The organism is Sphingobacterium sp. HMA12, from assembly GCF_002933815.1.
GTDB lineage: Bacteria > Bacteroidota > Bacteroidia > Sphingobacteriales > Sphingobacteriaceae > Sphingobacterium.
The window spans coordinates 1,148,169-1,165,907 of record NZ_BEYR01000001.1 but is presented as its reverse complement, the minus strand read 5'-3'; the positions used below and the strand labels follow the sequence as shown (position 1 = coordinate 1,165,907).

The window sequence follows — 17,739 nt, the reverse complement described above, 5'->3', positions numbered from 1 at the left end:
CAACGGATTTAATAGATTATGAATAAAACGATATTTAACTAAAAACCTCCAATGAAACCATTATTTAACCTTCTTTTGTTCGTATTCCTGACAGCCACTGCATTTGCGCAAACAAATTCGGCGACATGGAATAAGTTCCTTTCAGACTTTAATAAATTAGAACAGGATTATAATTCCTATTATCCGGCAAAGGATTATCAAAAAGCCACTACAGTATTAAATTCCATTGCGGCAAAAATGGACAGCTTACAGCTGTCTGAAAAAGAAAAGCAGGAATTCCAAGCAACTATCAAGGGAATTAATGCGAATATTTACTACAACCTTGCTTGCTTACACTCATTGCTTGATCAAAAAAAACAGGCCATTACAAGTTTTGAAAAGGCTATTTTGTGGGGATATACGGACTATAATAATGTGCTAAATGATACTAGTTTAGACAATATCCGTCAGGAAAATAAATTTGTAAAAGCATTCGGTCAATTGAAGCAATATGATAAATTGGTCTTATTACAGCGGTCAGGAGAATATGTTAAGGAAAGTAATGCCGCTTTGCCTCCATTTACCTACCAAGCAGCAAGCAATGGTAATTTAGTAGCGGTCAAAAATTTTTTCAAACTAGACTCGATAGCTGGTCATGGTGATGAAATTTCTAAAATCCGTAACATTATGTTTTTTGTTGCCAATAATATCAAATATGATGGCAGCAATTGGGCGCTATGTGAATTTGACGCGATTGATTTTTACAACTACCATAAAGCAACAGGAAAAGGTATAAACTGTCGGCATAAAGCGATGACTTTGAATGAAATGTACCTCGCAATGGGATTTAAGTCGCGCTACGTTACATGCATGCCAAAAGACGACAAAGATACTGACTGCCATGTGATCAATAGTGTCTATTCTGAAACCTTAAAAAAATGGCTATGGATGGACCCCTCCCATGGTACATTTGTGATGGACGACAACAACAATTTACTGAGTATTGAAGAAGTCAGGGCACATTTGATAAATAATCAACCTCTCCGGCTAAACGCTGAGTCCAAAGTAAGTAAACCTTGGTACCTGGACTATTATATGGCCAAGAATTTATATTGGATTCAATGCACGAATAAGAGCCAGTTTAACACAGAGAGTAGATATAGGTCTGTCGATGCTGATCTGCAGTACATTTCTTTAATTCCGAGCGGATTTGACAAAAGCAGCAATAAATATTTAAAAAACAATGTTATTACGCTTGATCCTGCCAACTTCTGGACATCCCCCGAAAAAAATACAGCACAATAATCGTGAAATAAATGGGATGTTTACTTGGTGTGATTCAGTATGAAAATCAGCCAGATAACTTAAGTTATCTGGCTGAAGAGTGGTAAGCAATTTTATTATAAGGAGAAATTGACTATTAATTAGCTATTTAGTTAACTCTTTCTATACATATACTGGTATTTCCCCTTGTTTGCCGACAGGCAATTCAAGTTCAAGTGAATTGCTATCCTGTTTCCATTTTAATTTTTTAGAACTGTCCAATAATTTGACATTTTCAATTTTGACCTCTCCCCAAAAAACTGGAGCATTTAAAAATAGAGAATTCGGACTTGAATTACTAATTTTAAAAGGGAGGAAAACCATATTAAACGACTTAAAGATGGAATTTACAGAATTATTTAAACTTATCTACGAAAATGACATTGATACATTAGAAAAAGCAAGGTCAGAAGGTGTTGATTTCTGCAAAACCGACGGGTATGATCAGAACAGTCTGCTTATAGCATATGCGGGTTCCGGATATGACAAAAGGTATCAACCGGAAGATCTGATAGATTTTCTTTTACACTGTGGTATAGACGTAAATCATAAGCGGAATAAACGTGGCGGTGAACTTGCAGCTCTGCACGTAGCCGTTTCTAAAATGAACTATCGAATTGTAAGCCACTTAATTGATAGCGGTGCAGAAATTGATATCCGTGAAATAAATGGGAATACACCTTTATGGATAGCTGTTATGAATTACCGCGGTCAGGAGAATACGATCAAAATAATAAATCTTCTTGTGTCAAAAGGTGCTTCGCTGGATGTAATCAATTATCATGACCGTTCAGTTAGGGATATTATAAATATTATTGGTGGAGGAATTGATGCTGGGCATAACAAAAAGGAATGGGATCTCAGACACCTGCTAAAATAAGCACATCACGATATTTCAGCGATAATACACCCCAAAATGATAACAAAAAATTGGAAAGAGTACTTTCTAAGCATAAATAGGTAATTATGGAAAATAATTGGGATAAATATGGATTTTCATGTACTATGGGACCAAAGTTAAGGGAACTAGTGCAAATCCAACTTGTTGATGAACTAAATAGTTTATTGGGCATGAGCATCAAATTTGATTTCGACTGGTCGAAATCCTGTATCGAGGGACATAATGGAATGTTTCTGGATGGTAGTCTGGAAAATTATTCAGGTATTATATTGATCGACAAACAAGCATCAATTAAAGCAGATGGTTGGATGGACTTTATTCAGGAAGGAGATTTCTTCCTAGCTTATTGGGATCAAATAACAGTTTGGCATAATAATAAAGAGCTATTCTCAAAAGATTTTGGGATCTCTAGCTTTGCCTTTGATTTAGTTCCTGAGGAATTGCGGTGGCCTCTGAAAGAGGTCAGAAAACACTAAAGAAATGGAAAACTTAAACGAAAAAGCTTGGTATGCATGCTATGGTTCCTGCTGCAAGAAAGGTTTCATCTATAGGCATGCCGGCCCTGGTGTACTAGAGCTTTTCGACCTCTTCAACAGAGAGTCCTGTGCCCCTAGCAATATCAGCTATAGGTAGCCCCATTTCCTTAAATGCTTTAGCAGTCTCAAGAGCTTTTTTGCGCTCCCCTTCAGCCTTACCTTCCGCTAGACCTTTAGCTTTACCTTCTGCTAGACCTTCTGCTAGACCTTTAGCTTTACCTTCTGCTAGACCTTTAGCGTGACCTAAAGCTTCTCCAGATTTCTTGGCCGAATTGAATGCGCTCTCAGCATCACGCTTATGTTTTAAACTTGCCTCGTATGACATTAGTTCCTCCTCCGTTAATTTACCTATCTCTCCTATCTCAAAGATAAGACCAAATATTCTTTTATCCAAAAATGTTGGCAATCTATCCATGGTACTCAAGTGTTTAAGTAAGTACAACCACTGATCCATAACTGTCTTTAGTTCCTCTGGCTGTTTATTAAACAGGGGAAGCGAAATCATCTTATATCCCAATTTATCATAAAATATTTCTTTGGTCAATTTGTCACAAAGCGCGACATCATAAAAATAAGGATGCTCTGTGATACGGGTTACACCAGAACTTCCATTTGCATCCATATTAAACTCCAGAATACCGATAAAGTAAACTTCCGGCAGGTAATAATCACTGCCCTTCTTTCCTCGCGCTAATTGCTTATTGATGAGACGCGAGGTATAATACACGGCGCGATCTTTAAAAAACTCCTGGAAGAGCTGCTGCATCTCGATGATGAAAACCTCGCCATCGCTGCTCATACAATGTAAATCGAATACAACGCGACGCATTTCTTCATAATCGCCATCATGCTCTACAGGCTTGTATCTCAGATCTGAAATTATCTTCTCTCCCTGAAACAAGCTATTGAGAAATTCAATTAGTAAGACTTTGTTGTCCTCTCTACCGAAGTAAAATTTCCAACCGAAATCGGTACGCGGATCTACATACTTACCAAGGTGTTTTTTTGATCTTGCCATAATTTTTGTCAACTGGTTATCAGTCAAATATATAACAATAAATCGAAAAACTAAAATAATTAGCAAATAAATATTAGGGTAAATCAATAATTGGGTGCCATCTGTCCAACTAATAAATAGAAAGATTACAATCAATTTCGGACATGCTTATTCATAATATTCGATTTTTCTTTTTATTAAAAGCCCACCTTCAAATTCGTCCTTAGGATTTCTTTTAATAATTTGTTTTTGTTCAATCCAATTTCCGTAATTATCGTAAACATATGAATAGCTTGTATTATTAGCTATATAGGTCTTTCATTTGTTGCTTTTGCCATTTATCATATATACCTATCGCTAATAGTAAAAAATTGGAAGCTAAACACTTAGTAGAGAAAGCTATACGGAGACTCCTAAAATCGACGCTCTGGACAATGTATATCTGATTGTCTGGATGGAATTGTTTTAAGATCAGGAAGAACTCTAAAGTGGTCAGTAAAACAATTTATCTTGCTGTAGGCCTGAACAGGAATGGCTATAAAGAAGTTCTGGCTATGTGGCTGGGCAAGAATGAAAGTGCCAGTTTTTGGATGGGAATCCTGACAGACCTGAAATCCCGGAGCGTAGAGAATATGCTGATTACTGCGACACATAATCTCTATGGTTTCAAATATGTGCATAATGAATAATAATACTTCAATGATATATGAACTAAACCATCATTAAAATAACTGGCCAATAAAGTGCCGTTATTCAGATATAAAAAAATGGCAAATAGAGAGCTATTGCCATTTTTTTATATCTGAAATTATTTAACCAGAGTTGCTTCTAGTTCTACCTTTAAAGTTTCAAACAATGTCTTGACTTCAAGAACTGTACTTGTTTGTTTTACTTTATTTTTAGTGAGCCAATTTTGAATCACATCAAAGTTTTCAAATAATGCTGTAGAGTCGGTCGTGTAGATATTCAAACGAACGAGATGTCGAGCTTCATATCCACTTGATTGAATTACTTTTTCAAGATTTTCAATAGTATGAAAAATCTGCGTTCTCATACCGGCATTACTCGATATTCCATCTTCACTAATGGCACACTGTCCCGATACATATAAAGTTGAATCTACATGTTTAACTTCAACTGCCTGCACATAATTTCTGGCATCCTGCCAGTTCCAAGGATTGATTACTTTCTTTTCCATCGCTGTAAAATTATTATGAGACAAAGCTCAAGATATTTTTACATTCAGCCGTGTGACAAACCTCACAATTAAATAAATCAATCAAGAGAACAGACGGCTTAATGTCTCCCTAGATACGCCTAGGTAAGAAGCAAGCAACAATTTTGGAATTCGTTGTACCAAAGCTAGATTTCTTTTTATCAACTGCTCATATCTTTCTTTTGCTCCCAAGGTTAAAAATGACAAGATCCGTTGCTGTGAACCGATATGGCCGGCAATTGATTTACGGAGGAAAAAGCGCTCCATCTTTTGAAGACTGTCGCACAAACATTCAAAATTTTCCAGCGATAGACAAAGTAACGCTGTGTCCTCAAGACATTCCAAAGTAAATGAAGCTTTTCCACTTGTATAAAAGGCCGAAACATCTGTTTCCCACCAATCCTCCATTGCAAATGAAACAATATGTTGCTTAGCATTATCGTCCGTATAATAAAATTTGAGAAGACCGGACAATACAAAGTAGATATAGTTTACGCTATCGCCCTCTCTAAAAATACATTCGGATTTTTTATACTGCTTGTGAATGAAACATTCTTTTACAAATGCAAATTCATCTTCAGTAAGTGTAACGACTTTCTCTATATGTTCTTTTAACAAATTATATTTATCTTCCATTAGCTTCTAAGTACCAATTGTTGCTGATTTTGGTTTGGTTGAATCCATATCAAATATACAGGTGGCCATTCATTTCTACTTCCAGCATCTGCGATACTAAGTATCTGTAATTCGCAGAAAAACGATTACAGCTTCAATTCGGTTGCGTCTAGTTCTTAAATATAGGTAATTCGTCAAAAGATATCAATGGTTCTTGGTTTTTCCAAAATGAAGCTCGTAATTCATATTGATTTCGAAAAGATCATATTTATATCAAAAATAACCCCACCTACTGATCTCTACCCCAGCTATGACAGATAGATACCTCCCCTAGTTAAAAGTCGAGATCGCGCGCGCACGAATCTCCGAGACATTCAACCCGGCCTTTTCCAATTTCTGCGAGGCCTGTTGCTCGATTAAATCCTTTAACAGGACAAAGGTCTTGTCAAATTGGACATGTTTGCCGATTACAAAAGAAAGATCATACTCAACTTCTTCCCAGGTAGAGATATCAGCATGATTGTGCTGTAGCTGTACCTCTAACTTGTCAATGGCATTGGCGACCTTGGCTTCGAAGGTTTTCTTCTCTTCAAATTCATAGAAAAGATCATAGATCTCTTGTCCGTTACTTGTTGCCAGCATCTGCCTGATCTTGAGAATGGCCTGTTCTTCATTTTGCTGTTTGATCTTTCTGATCTCCGGATTGCGGATCTGATCCAATACGGAGACGTCTCCTGCTTCTACTTCAACAAGGTCGTGGATAATTATCATTTTTAACAGACGGGCTAAATCTACCTTCTGATCCAAAAGCGGCTCAATCAATATAGCCATCAGCGACATGCGCCACGTATGCTCGGCAACACTCTCCTGCCGCCCATTGGACAACCAACTATGCCGTAGTTCGAACTTTAATTTCTCAGCCAGCTGCAGCACATCCATTATCGCAGCCAATTGTTGTAGCTTAATTTGATCAGTCATCATAGTTATATATAATATGTCTGTCTATTTTGGTATCTATCGCTTAAATAGCATGGCTAATCTACTATTTTCTACGCGTGAACGATGCTGTTTTTCGATGAACATACAATTCATCACGACGAAAAAGCTGGTTTGCCTAGCAACAGCAGGGCGTGCTGTGACTACTTGCTGCGTTACCATACTTATCTGTTAGATAGGGCATCATTTCGGCTAAGCCCATAGCATCCATTGGAGTGGATGCGTTGTTGTCAAGATAAATAAACTTGTCCATATTAGTCGATTTGCCTTGCGTCGTTTTTTTCATCTTCATCATACGTTTTGAGCATATAATCTTTCCCTAGGTTGCCTTTAAAAACTTTTACTTCGGCAGTCATAGGTGGATGCGGAAAATCACCTTTCCATTTCATAAAAAATAGATTCATCATCCGATTTCCCCATTCTTTGTTCTCAAATACAGCATCGTTGTAATTTCCTCCAAAAGTAATTACCCAGGATGGTAAATCCACCTTAGCACGCTCCCATGTAACGAATTGCCGCGCGTTAAAAATATTTATAAGGGATAAGAGCCCATAGGAATAGACTGTTGAAAAGAGAAAAATAACACTTACATAAAAGAATTTCAAAAATGTATCTCGGATAGTGATCTTTTTGAATATGATTAAGATACTACTGACTACCATCACAACTCCACCTAACAGAGCCGCCCATGGTAGAAAGTACCAATCATCTTTCAGATGGACTTGATCATATAGCATAAAAGCAAATTCTAGCACTACCAAAAATGTTAAAAACGCCTTTACATATTTGCTCATGAGATATTCAGTCCGCCAATTTTTAAAAAAAAGAACCAATACTAATCCAGAAAACAGCCCATAGAGCAAAGCTGTGTATTGATTAAAAAACATAAAACTTATAGCGTGAAGAAGTAGAGCCAAGAAAGCACCTATAAAAACTAGACTTTCAAATTTCTCGTGTGAATAAATCCTAAATTGTTGTATAATACGCATAAATTAAGTCATTGGTTAATATGGAGAAACTAAAATTCACTGTATAGGATAAATAGCTTCTGTTTAAAGATAAATATTATCTATCGAAAGTTAATAAAACTGAAGTTTAATTAACCAGATTGTTACATAAATAATGCTAATAAGTTCCCGTATGATGGTTTCTTGCTCAAATGACAGTTATCGAAATCTCTGACGTGAAAAAATATTTAAAGCATATATTTTTAGATTGATTTTTATTTTTCTAAATGAATCACTATTTTAAACTCAGCTTTAATTAGCTGATTAATTAAATGCACGTACGAATTGAAAGTAAGAGACAGAACGAGTTTTATTAAATTTCTTGATCTTCTACGTCAGGATTTGCTCCAACATCCTGAAACTTGGGAAAACAAAACCTTACCCGACTTTCTGGAAGCTTTGGCGACATATACAGAAGATATCCAAGGGTATTATGAGAATACAGATGCAAATGTAGATGCTGGAAAAGCTGCATGGTCAACATTTGCTGATATTTTCAAGGGAGCTAAAGTTTACGAGTAATATTAAGCATAAACTTCGATTTTCACATGTTCGCATATTTACAACGAACATTTACTTAAGTATACATACCAAAACTACAGAATAATATATGAACATAGCCCTTAGTGTTAATAGAAATTTGAATGCAAACGACATTCTGCAACTTTACCAAGCTAATAAATGGAGTGCAGCCGAAAAACCAGAATTACTGATGAAAGCACTCTTAAATTCGCATTCTTTGGTTACTGCATGGGATGGTACAACATTAGTGGGCCTAGGGAATGCCATTTCCGATGGATATCTGGTGGTATATTATCCGCATCTACTGGTGCTACCCTCCTATCAAGGCAAAGGGGTTGGTCGCTTAATCATGGATAAAATGCAAGAGATTTATAAGAGTTTTCATATGCAGATGCTTACTGCTGACGGTAAAGCTATCGACTTTTATAAAAAGAACGGTTTTGAACGAGCCGGTCAAACAGAGCCGATGTGGATCTATTCTGGAGGTGATCATTAAATTGAAGAAATCACAAAGCTAGAACTAACTTTTGGCGAGGAATTGGGCACTTTATGTAATCTTAAGTTTCCAGATTTGCGAGTCAATAATGAGGAGGAATATTTACTTAAATTCGAATAGATAAAAGAATACAATAGAGAAGCAAATAACAGGAGGAAAAAGCAAATAATTTCAATAATTATATGCCTAAAACTGAACTCAATGACTATAGCGAAAAGAAACTTGATCATTTTTCTGGTTTTTATATGGCAGTTTTCAGCTCATTTACTCTATGCACAAGATGCAAGAACTGTAATAGATTCCTTGGCAAAGAAACTGGAGAGCTTGGCTGCGAAGGACAATGGTACCTCGATTTATCTGCGTACCAATAAAGATATTTATGAGACCATGGAAGATCTCTGGTTTAAAGCCTATTCCGTTGACCAGAAGCATCTCCTGCTATCCTCAAATGATAAGTCCTTATATGTACAATTGGTGCAGATGGAAACGGACAGTGTTGTTTGGGAAGAGCTATATCCAATTGAGGGGGGAATTAGTACCGGCCATATTTATCTCGATAACGCATTGAGAGAAGGTGCTTATTGGTTATGTGCATATACTTCCCATTCACTGAATGGGGAATCCAAACGCTTTATAGATGGCCGGAAAATTAAGATCATCAAAAGCATACAGGAACTTGAAGTACATAAGAAAAAAGCTGCAATAGAGACCCCACTTCAAGAAATAGCCGAATTCAACCTTTTTCCAGAAGCAGGCCTTCTGCTTGCCGGTGTTCGGAATACCGTTGCATTTAAAGCAACAGCTAGAGAAGGAGATCCAATAAACGTTTCGGGAAATATCTATGAGGATGATAAGATAATAGGCTCCTTTAAAAGCATACATGATGGGATGGGCCGTTTTCAGATCATACCGACAGCGGGCCGAAGCTATAGCGTTAGGCTAGAAAGCCCTTATAACAAAAAGAGCTTTTCATTGCCAGAGGTTGTTCGGGAAGGTATGACTTTTTCATTGATTGCCAACCAAGAAGACAGTTTAGCCTTTCAGATTTACAATGTAGGGAGACCTCAAAGCTTCTATCTGCAGGTGCAGAACCGCGGTCTTCCGGTTGTAATGGCTTCCGGTGAAATTAAAGATAGTACTGTAATAAAATTGCCATTGACCGATGTACCAGCAGGTATCTCAGAAGCAACACTTTTTAACAACAAAATTATCCCCATAGCCGAAAGATTGGTCTATATAAAACCCAATAAATTGGTTATCGTCACCACAGAAATTTCTAATGAAAACGCTGGTAGAAAGAATAAATTGAGTTTAAAAATTAAGGCTAAAGACCAGTATGGGAAACCCGTCATTGCTCAATTGGGCGCTGTCGTCTATGATCGTTTATACAATGATCCCTCAGATCAAAAAGATATACAGACACATTATCTGATTTCCAATCAGATAAGAGGCAAAATTCATAACCCAAGCTATTACTTTGACGCGAGCAAGTCTGACCGTCACCAAGCAATGGATTTGTTGTTGCTTACACAGGGATGGCGTTCCTATAATTGGAGTGAATCATACCTTTCTGATAGAAATCTAAAAATTAATGATATAATTTCTGAAATTGTCACGGGTCAGCTACTTCCCGTAAAGAAAGGAAAGGAAGGAAGCCAGCAAGCGATTATGCTTTTTGATGCCCACCGGAGAGAAAGCCGATTGGTACAAGTGGATAACAGCCATATCTTTCAAATTTCGCCCGAGAATCTGCTGATTGGTAGAGATGTCTATATCAAACATTTTGGCAAACCAGAGGACATGGAATTGAAGATCCTCGATCCATTTCAGCAAATCCGTAAAATACAACCTTGGAAACGCATTGAATATCCTTTTAAATCATTTAGGGATACCTTTATCAAAGACAGCACCTTGCCAGGTCTGTCCAATCGCTCGATAAAATTGGAAGAAGTGCTTATTAGCGCTCGGCAGCAAAAAACATTTCGTGATAAATATATCGGGTACTTGGACAGTTTGGCCAAATACCAAAATAATACTGATCGAGCTCATGGAGCGTGGTTAAATTGTCCAGCCGGTGATGGTGACGAACTGCCTGTCGAGGGAAATACATATATCATATGGACTGGTCCTAATCCGCCCAGCTCCCACCCTTTCAGCTTTAATTCGACAAACACAAAACATATTGTTTATGAGTTTCCAAAACACAGTGAAGCGGAACTAATGAAAATGTTCGGAGTAGTTCGAACAAAAGGCTACTATCGACATAAGGTATTCTACGAACCCGATTATGATAAACAACACGATTCGGCGCCGGACTATCGTAATACACTGCTTTGGGCTCCGAATATCATTACGGACCAGAATGGTGAAGCTACCCTTCAATTTTATACCTCTGATATTAACAGTCTATTTTACGGGCTTGTCGAAGGTATATCGGATGATGGGAGTTTCGGGAAATCTACTTTTCAGTTTCGAGTAAATCCATGAAGAACATTTTTGATTTCTTACTTGCAGCCATAATTATTTTTTATCGTCCAACATTATCCATACCGGTGCATGATCACTTGCTTTCTCCCATCCACGAACATGACGGTCTATTCCTCCTTCTGACAACCGTGGTGCTATCATTGGGCTAAGCAATATATGGTCCAGCCGTAACCCGGCGTTCCGGCCATAGGCATTTCTCAAATAATCCCAAAAGGTATAAACTTCCTGGTCTTTAAAAAGTGTTCGGATCGAATCCATCCATCCCTGGCCAATAAGCTGTTTAAATGCTTTTCGGGCCTCAATCCGGAATAGCGCATTTTCAACATACTTTTCCGGCTTGTATACATCCTGCTCTGTCGGGATAATGTTGAAATCACCTATAATGATCACCGGAACCTCCATTTTCAGTAATGCTTTTGCCCGTTTAATCAAACGTTTAATCCAAGCCATCTTATACTCAAACTTAGGCCCTGGATAGGGATTGCCATTAGGCAGATAAAGACAGCAGATCAATATCTGGTTGATAATGACTTCAAGGTACCGGCTATGGCTATCCTCCTTATCGCCAGGTAATTCCCTTGTCACTTCGGTAATCTCGTACTTCGATAAAACAGCTACGCCATTCCAGCTTTTCTCTCCATGCCAAACAGCCTGATAACCGGCATCGTTGATGGCTTTTATCGGAAAGCGTTCCTGCGGAGCTTTCAATTCTTGTAAGCACACAATGTCTGGAGATTCTTCTTTCAACCATCGAAGTAAAACAGGTAATCTTCCATTAATACCATTGATGTTGTATGTTGCTATTTTCATTTAGTGTTATTGAAAGCTGCCATCTCGGTTTAGGTCTACTTCCAGCAAAAGAAGAAGTTTGGCAATAGCGGGCTCTCGCCATTCTTCCGCAAGATCTCCTTTAACATAAGCAAGATGCTCATCTAAAATCAGCTGGCAGCCATCCATTGTAATTCTTGCATACTGTCCATACTCTCCCTCCTGGCCAACTTCAAAATCAAAGTATTTCTCATCTCCTTGGCTATTGGTCACTGGAATGCCTGTAAATGTGGTAATATCTGCCATGTTTTTATTTTTTAAATATTTTATAATGTCGGTTACGCCAAGTTTTTTTACCAAATAATCTGCTTCATGACTACCTGATTGCGGTCCCTAGCATCCTTTTTATTTTCATTGTCTGGTTTTGGAATAGAACAAACGCCAACCGATAGCGTTTGAAACTTTTAAGATATTAACAAAACAGGCTTTTGGCGAACTAAAGGCACGTGGTTTATGTTTACCAAAAAAGTCGTGTTATGAAAAAGATGCCAGCCCACATAAGACCGATGCTTTGCACACTTATTAAAGAACCAATAGATAGAGACGATTATCTCTATGAAGTGTTCTGCGGATGATACTTACGTGCAAGAGCTCGTGGATAAAATAAAACAGGTCGCTGTCGATTTTGAATTTATCTGGGGACGATCTCGTACGACAATAAAACGGAAAAGTATAACTGATGAATACTATTACGTAAAAAGGCTATCCAAAGTAAAACGAACGGGCTTCTTATTGGAAAGCACGCTTATAATAGATGACACTGCTGAAAAATCAATGTTGAACTATGGCAACGCGATCCAAATAGCTGAATTTACAGGTAACTCCAGCGATGTGAATTACTCCTAAAAACAAAATATGGTGTTTACTCGCACAAGAGTGGAAGCCGAAAAATTTGAAAGAAATAGTGAGTGAAATTTCTATAGAGCAATTGCCTGATGTTCTTAATACAATTTTAAACGGTAAAGCAAGGGGAAGATTTGTAGTAAAACATCCCAATTAGATAATTTCTAATCCGAAAACTCTAGTATATTTTAAACCAGTTTATAACCTTATAAACTGGTTTAAAATATTATTGAGCTAATAGTTTTTATTCATAGCGTTTCCCAAATGAACGTATTTCAAATTTAGATTATTTAAAATTCGATCTTCAAAGTTTTTTATCACCGTTTTTCTTACTTTAATTTCTTCTTTATTTTCAGGCTCATGATTGATTCCAATCACTTGACCTTCACGATCTGTAATAGAAATCAGTAATAATTCAGTGTCTGATTCAGACGGAGTTGGAATTAACACTAAATAGCTTTCGCTATTCTTATTATCATAGATATAACCCTTATAAAAATATGGACTATTTTTATCAATTTTGAATATAGAATCTTGCGATTCTGAGTCTTGCGAGGCGTTAAACAATATAATCCTGTGCCTCAGTGAATCTTTTGAAACCTCAAATTTGTACCTTTCTGCCATTAGATTACCACCGGCAGCAATGAAATCACAAGAAAAAAAGAAGCTGTTTAAAATCAGCAACAAAATTATAGCTCGGTAGAATTTAAACATCTCGATATTTTTCATTTTTTACTTTCGTTCTTTAACTATATTCTTAAGACTTGTAAGCTGCAAAATGGCGATTAAAAAATTTTGTAGTCCTTTCTTTATTGTATTTGAAATGGAAATCCTTAAAATGCTGATCCTACAAGTGCCCCTTTTTCAGATTAATAATTATTAATTAAGTTCATTAAAGTTGAATACGCTAAGATCTAGCGGTTAACTGCCGGAATGGCATTGCAATAACTGACAGGAATCGTGCATATACTCCATCCTATAAGGTCTAAAATCAAAAAATGAGCTATTAAAATAGAAACGTCATTTTGCTTTAATTTTATCTCTATGCTTCAGTCCAAATTTAATTAAAGCATTGACAACTTCCTCCGTTTCTTTAGCATGTGCCGTAAGGGCATAAGAAACGGTCACAGGCCTGGTATTATTGACCGTTCTGCTAATCAGTAAATTATCCTCCAGTTCCTGAAGTTCTTTGGATAGAACTTTTGGGGATATTCCCTGAGCCATTTCTTGCAGTTCTTTAAACCGCATTGTACCCTGGTCCTGCAAATTGCGCAGGATACAAAATTTCCATTTGCCACTGAGCAGTTCAATGCCATCTTTTAATGCCAGTATAGTTTCTTTATCTATATCATGTTTTTTATTGCCCATCAGATAGTTACTTTCCTAAAGGTAATGAATAGTATATATATATTGAATATGCTATAGTTTTGTTGAACAGAAATAAAAAAAATCATTATGAAAGTCACAGTAATAGCAAACATTTCAGCAAACGGAAGAGTTTTAGTCTCCGATAACCCGCATCACCAGCTGCCACCGGAAGCAATGGAATTTTACCTACGATCTGTAAGACAGGTTGGAAATGTGGTAATAGGATTGAAAACATTTGAAAATTTTCTGATTTTTCCAGAACCGGTAAAAGAACATTTTAATGGAATAGAAATCATCATATTAGCGGATAAATCTTATACGGTTGATGGCTACAAGACTGTAGCAAGCCCCGAAGAGGCTATTGAATACATGTCTGCTAAAGGCGTACAGGAAATAGCCGTTGGCGGTGGAGCAAATACCTTCAACGCCTTTTTGGACAAAGATTTGGTTACAGCTATTCATTTTAACATCAGCCCTATAATCACTGGAACTGGCGCTATTTTAGGAAACAACAAAGAGTTAAATTCAAAGTTCACCTATAAAGAACAGGAACTTAAAAACGGTTTTCTTCAATTGCATCTAACTAAAGAAGACTGAAAAACAACAGACCAAAAATGCCTAACCATCGGCTCTATGCCTAGCAAAGCGTAAAGAGGCTTTAAATTTGTAGGGGGTTACCGTACTCTTAAGTTAAAACATAATTAGTTTAGACTTCGATTTCTATATTCATTTGGGGTAAACCCTACCCTATTTTTGAATAATCGACTAAAATGTTGGGGATATTTGAACCCAAGTTCAAAGGCGATTTCATTTATAGTTTTGTGGCCCTCAAAAATCTTTTCCTTGGCAATGTCGATTAACTTGTTCTGAATATACTCCTGTGCAGTCTTGCCAGTTTCTTTCTTGACAAGGTCTCCAAAATAGTTAGCGGATAGAAATAACTGCTCAGCAAAATAGGCTACAGTAGGCAAACCGCTTTGCTGTGGTTCGTCTGATTGGAAATAAGCATTGAGATTTTCATCAAATTTCTCTAGGATGCCCTTATTGACATTTTCGCGTGTAATAAACTGGCGATCATAAAACCGCTGGCAATAATCCAAAAAGAGTTCAATATTGGAGACAATCAGTTTTTTTGTATGCTTGTCGATACTATGTGCCAGCTCATGCTTTATCTTGCTGAGACAGTCCATAATAATCTTCCTCTCCTGCTCAGAAAGATGCAACGCCTCACTGGCCGAATACGAAAAGAAAGTATAGTTGCCAATCTCCTTAGCCAGGGAAGTGCCATACAACAACTCTGGATGAAATACCAAAGCTGTTCCCTGTGGCTGGTAGAATTCGGTACCATTCTCCCCTATGACCTGACCGGGCGCCAAAAAGATCAATGTGCCCTCTTCATAGTCATAGTTTTTAAGACCGTAACGTAGATCGCCACATTTTATTTCTTTAAAAAACACAGTGTAAAACTCATACCTGAGCTTGGAGAGCTTGCGTGGGTCTGCCTTGCTCAGATCGACAACACTGATCAAAGGATGTAGGGTCTCATTGTTGTTGAAGTTATTGTATGCTGTGATACTCTTAAAATTGATGATCTCTTCCATTTCTTTCATGTCTGGTAAAACAAATTTACAAAACTGGAATCCAATAATTTGTAGAATCAGTAATATTGGTAGAACTATCCGTAATGCATATACCAAAACCTTAGACTGCAAACCCGAACTTTGTTAGCAGTGAATTGTATAATACATAAACTCTTTACACTATGTATAAAGTAAAATTAAACAACGGAATTGAAATGCCTATCCTCGGATTTGGTGTTTTTCAGATAAAAGATGCCCAAGAATGCGAACGTGCGATCGTTGACGCCGTCGAAACCGGATATCGGCTAATTGATACTGCTGCCTCTTATTTAAATGAAGAAGCGGTGGGAAAAGCAATAAAAAACTGTGGTGTGCAGCGTGAGGAGTTATTTATAACGACTAAGCTGTGGGTTCAGGATACCGGATATGAACAAACGAAAGCTGCTTTCAAAAAATCCCTCGAAAGGCTACAGCTTGACTATCTCGATCTTTATCTGATCCATCAGCCTTACGGCGATATCTTCGGATCTTGGAGGGCTATGCAAGAACTTTACCACGAAGGAAAAGTGAAAGCTATTGGGGTAGCAAATTTTCATCCGGACCGCGTGATGGATCTTATTGTAAACAGCGGTTTTACGCCCGCAGTTAACCAGATAGAAACTCATCCTTTCCATCAGCAAATTGAAAATCAAGCTTTCCTGAAAGAGAATAATATCCAGACTCAATCCTGGGGCCCTTTTGCAGAGGGAAAAAACAATATATTCAATAATGAGCTCCTTACCTCAATAGGAAAGAAATACAATAAGTCTGTTGCGCAGGTAATCCTCAGATGGCTTGCACAACGTGACATTGTCGCTATCCCCAAGTCTGTCCGTAAGGAAAGAATAGCGGAAAATTTTGAAATATTCGATTTTGAACTGACGGAGAAGGATATGGATGCCATAAAATCCTTAGACGCTGGAGAAAGTCTATTTTTTGATCACAGGGATCCCGAGATGGTCAGATCGCTGAGTGAAAGGAAACTAGATATCTAAAATTTAGAACTGATATTAAAATGGAAAAAAGAAAACTAGGAAATAGCGGACTTGAAGTGTCCGCACTTGGATTGGGTTGCATGGGTCTGAGTTTTGGCTATGGCGCAGCTACCGATCATAAAGATGCCATTCAGTTGATCCGCTCGGCTTTTGAATCGGGAATTACTTTTTTTGATACGGCTGAATGTTACGGCCCCTTTGCAAATGAAACGCTGCTGGGTGAGGCATTGGAACCATTCAGAGATAATGTAGTGATCGCGAGTAAATTTGGTTTTGAGGATGGTGATTCAAAAAAAGGTCTGGATAGCAGTCCTTCAAGGATCAGGATCGCAGTTGAAGGATCTTTAAAACGGCTTCGTACGGATCGGATTGACCTACTTTATCAGCACCGCACTGATCCTCATATTCCTATTGAGGAGGTGGCAGGGACAGTCGCTGATCTGATCAAGGAAGGCAAAGTAAAACATTGGGGACTCTCAGAGGCGGGAACTGAAACGATACGCCGTGCGCATGGTGAGCTTCCCCTCGCGGCATTACAGAGTGAATACTCGCTGTTTTATCGTGAACCTGAAAAAGATATCTTACCGCTGCTTGAAGAGCTGGGCATTGGTTTTGTTCCGTTCAGTCCGCTCGGTAAAGGTTTTCTCACGGGAGCAATTGATTCGACAACCACATTTGACCCAACTGATTTTAGAAATATTGTACCCCGATTTTCAGCGGAAAACAGAAAGGCAAATCAGGCCCTGGTAGAGTTGGTAAAATCTATTGCGTTGCAAAAGGACGCGACGCCAGCACAGGTTGCATTGGGTTGGCTGCTTGCTCAGAAATCCTGGATAGCCCCTATTCCGGGCACCACCAAACTGCACCGTCTGAAAGAGAATATCGGTGCTGTAACCTTGAAATTATCGCGTGAAGATATTCAGCAAATAGAAGATGCGGCTTCCCATATAAAGATTCAGGGTGCCCGTTATCCCGCAGATTTACAGAACAGAGTCGGAAAATAAACAAACT

Annotated in this window: 22 protein-coding genes; 11 read left to right on the top strand and 11 right to left on the bottom strand. The window is 37.9% G+C overall.

Features of this window, described 5'->3' with window-relative positions; all coding sequences use genetic code 11:
* The first annotated feature begins 51 nt into the window (after positions 1-51).
* The 3 genes from HMAT_RS04935 to HMAT_RS04920 all read left to right on the top strand — a co-directional run bounded on the left by HMAT_RS04935 (position 52) and on the right by HMAT_RS04920 (position 2,679).
* Positions 52-1,284 carry a transglutaminase-like domain-containing protein gene (locus tag HMAT_RS04935; protein ID WP_104381675.1) on the top strand — a complete coding sequence of 411 codons (1,233 nt, stop codon included), beginning with the start codon at positions 52-54 and terminating at the stop codon, positions 1,282-1,284.
* Positions 1,285-1,642: 358 nt separating this feature from the next.
* Complete coding sequence (locus HMAT_RS04925; RefSeq protein ID WP_104381673.1) at positions 1,643-2,182, top strand: ankyrin repeat domain-containing protein; 540 nt, start codon at positions 1,643-1,645, stop codon at positions 2,180-2,182.
* 86 nt (positions 2,183-2,268) lie between these two features.
* Positions 2,269-2,679 (top strand): hypothetical protein, encoded by a 411-nt coding sequence (locus tag HMAT_RS04920; protein WP_104381672.1) that lies wholly within the window; start codon positions 2,269-2,271, stop codon positions 2,677-2,679.
* 94 nt (positions 2,680-2,773) lie between these two features.
* Here HMAT_RS04920 and HMAT_RS04915 read toward each other — a convergent pair whose 3' ends face one another.
* Positions 2,774-3,757 (bottom strand): Rpn family recombination-promoting nuclease/putative transposase, encoded by a 984-nt coding sequence (locus HMAT_RS04915; RefSeq protein ID WP_104381671.1) that lies wholly within the window; start codon positions 3,755-3,757, stop codon positions 2,774-2,776.
* Positions 3,758-4,224: 467 nt separating this feature from the next.
* Between HMAT_RS04915 and HMAT_RS04910 the strand changes: the two genes are divergently transcribed.
* Entirely contained in the window at positions 4,225-4,425 is a 201-nt protein-coding gene (locus tag HMAT_RS04910; protein ID WP_233789109.1) for a transposase, read from the top strand.
* Positions 4,426-4,544: 119 nt separating this feature from the next.
* On the opposite strand, the gene HMAT_RS04905 is transcribed toward HMAT_RS04910, so the two are convergent.
* From HMAT_RS04905 to HMAT_RS04890, 5 genes are all read right to left on the bottom strand, one after another.
* Positions 4,545-4,934: a RidA family protein gene (locus HMAT_RS04905; protein WP_104381670.1), complete on the bottom strand. Its 390-nt coding sequence runs from the start codon at positions 4,932-4,934 to the stop codon at positions 4,545-4,547.
* Between the two features lie 81 nt (positions 4,935-5,015).
* Positions 5,016-5,588: a Crp/Fnr family transcriptional regulator gene (locus HMAT_RS04900; RefSeq protein WP_104381669.1), complete on the bottom strand. Its 573-nt coding sequence runs from the start codon at positions 5,586-5,588 to the stop codon at positions 5,016-5,018.
* 309 nt (positions 5,589-5,897) lie between these two features.
* Entirely contained in the window at positions 5,898-6,548 is a 651-nt protein-coding gene (locus HMAT_RS04895; protein WP_199768544.1) for an HD domain-containing protein, read from the bottom strand.
* Between the two features lie 133 nt (positions 6,549-6,681).
* Complete coding sequence (locus HMAT_RS27555) at positions 6,682-6,816, bottom strand: hypothetical protein (RefSeq protein ID WP_262508750.1); 135 nt, start codon at positions 6,814-6,816, stop codon at positions 6,682-6,684.
* Between the two features lies 1 nt (position 6,817).
* A complete protein-coding gene (locus tag HMAT_RS04890; protein WP_233789108.1) occupies positions 6,818-7,357 on the bottom strand; it encodes a hypothetical protein in 540 nt (179 codons plus the stop codon).
* Between the two features lie 498 nt (positions 7,358-7,855).
* Between HMAT_RS04890 and HMAT_RS04885 the strand changes: the two genes are divergently transcribed.
* The 3 genes from HMAT_RS04885 (at position 7,856) to HMAT_RS04875 (ending at position 11,075) form a co-directional block, all read left to right on the top strand.
* Positions 7,856-8,092, top strand: coding sequence for a hypothetical protein (locus tag HMAT_RS04885; protein ID WP_199768543.1), 237 nt, complete (start codon positions 7,856-7,858; stop codon positions 8,090-8,092).
* A gap of 88 nt (positions 8,093-8,180) precedes the next feature.
* On the top strand, positions 8,181-8,588 hold the full coding sequence (locus HMAT_RS04880; RefSeq protein ID WP_104381666.1) for a GNAT family N-acetyltransferase: 408 nt from the start codon (positions 8,181-8,183) through the stop codon (positions 8,586-8,588).
* A 201-nt stretch (positions 8,589-8,789) separates the two neighbouring features.
* Positions 8,790-11,075 carry a hypothetical protein gene (locus HMAT_RS04875; RefSeq protein ID WP_104381665.1) on the top strand — a complete coding sequence of 762 codons (2,286 nt, stop codon included), beginning with the start codon at positions 8,790-8,792 and terminating at the stop codon, positions 11,073-11,075.
* Positions 11,076-11,108: 33 nt separating this feature from the next.
* Here HMAT_RS04875 and xth read toward each other — a convergent pair whose 3' ends face one another.
* Both xth and HMAT_RS04865 read right to left on the bottom strand, forming a co-directional pair.
* Positions 11,109-11,885 carry an exodeoxyribonuclease III gene (gene xth / locus HMAT_RS04870; RefSeq protein WP_104381664.1) on the bottom strand — a complete coding sequence of 259 codons (777 nt, stop codon included), beginning with the start codon at positions 11,883-11,885 and terminating at the stop codon, positions 11,109-11,111.
* Between the two features lie 6 nt (positions 11,886-11,891).
* On the bottom strand, positions 11,892-12,149 hold the full coding sequence (locus HMAT_RS04865; RefSeq protein ID WP_104381663.1) for a hypothetical protein: 258 nt from the start codon (positions 12,147-12,149) through the stop codon (positions 11,892-11,894).
* A gap of 309 nt (positions 12,150-12,458) precedes the next feature.
* On the opposite strand from HMAT_RS04865, the gene HMAT_RS04860 reads away from it, so the two are divergent.
* The gene (locus HMAT_RS04860; RefSeq protein ID WP_104381662.1) at positions 12,459-12,749 is read left to right on the top strand and encodes an NIF family HAD-type phosphatase; all 291 of its coding nucleotides are present in this window, start codon (positions 12,459-12,461) and stop codon (positions 12,747-12,749) included.
* Between the two features lie 231 nt (positions 12,750-12,980).
* Here the strand turns inward: HMAT_RS04860 and HMAT_RS04855 are convergent, their stop codons facing one another.
* Both HMAT_RS04855 and HMAT_RS04850 read right to left on the bottom strand, forming a co-directional pair.
* Positions 12,981-13,475: a hypothetical protein gene (locus HMAT_RS04855; RefSeq protein ID WP_104381661.1), complete on the bottom strand. Its 495-nt coding sequence runs from the start codon at positions 13,473-13,475 to the stop codon at positions 12,981-12,983.
* Between the two features lie 291 nt (positions 13,476-13,766).
* Positions 13,767-14,114, bottom strand: coding sequence for a helix-turn-helix domain-containing protein (locus tag HMAT_RS04850; RefSeq protein WP_104381660.1), 348 nt, complete (start codon positions 14,112-14,114; stop codon positions 13,767-13,769).
* Between the two features lie 87 nt (positions 14,115-14,201).
* On the opposite strand from HMAT_RS04850, the gene HMAT_RS04845 reads away from it, so the two are divergent.
* Positions 14,202-14,711, top strand: coding sequence for a dihydrofolate reductase family protein (locus HMAT_RS04845; RefSeq protein ID WP_104381659.1), 510 nt, complete (start codon positions 14,202-14,204; stop codon positions 14,709-14,711).
* Positions 14,712-14,815: 104 nt separating this feature from the next.
* Here the strand turns inward: HMAT_RS04845 and HMAT_RS04840 are convergent, their stop codons facing one another.
* The gene (locus tag HMAT_RS04840; protein ID WP_371412029.1) at positions 14,816-15,724 is read right to left on the bottom strand and encodes a helix-turn-helix domain-containing protein; all 909 of its coding nucleotides are present in this window, start codon (positions 15,722-15,724) and stop codon (positions 14,816-14,818) included.
* Between the two features lie 152 nt (positions 15,725-15,876).
* Here HMAT_RS04840 and HMAT_RS04835 point away from each other — a divergent pair, with 152 nt between their 5' ends.
* The gene (locus HMAT_RS04835; protein ID WP_104381658.1) at positions 15,877-16,728 is read left to right on the top strand and encodes an aldo/keto reductase; all 852 of its coding nucleotides are present in this window, start codon (positions 15,877-15,879) and stop codon (positions 16,726-16,728) included.
* A 20-nt stretch (positions 16,729-16,748) separates the two neighbouring features.
* On the top strand, positions 16,749-17,732 hold the full coding sequence (locus HMAT_RS04830) for an aldo/keto reductase (RefSeq protein WP_104381657.1): 984 nt from the start codon (positions 16,749-16,751) through the stop codon (positions 17,730-17,732).
* The last annotated feature ends 7 nt before the right edge of the window (positions 17,733-17,739 follow it).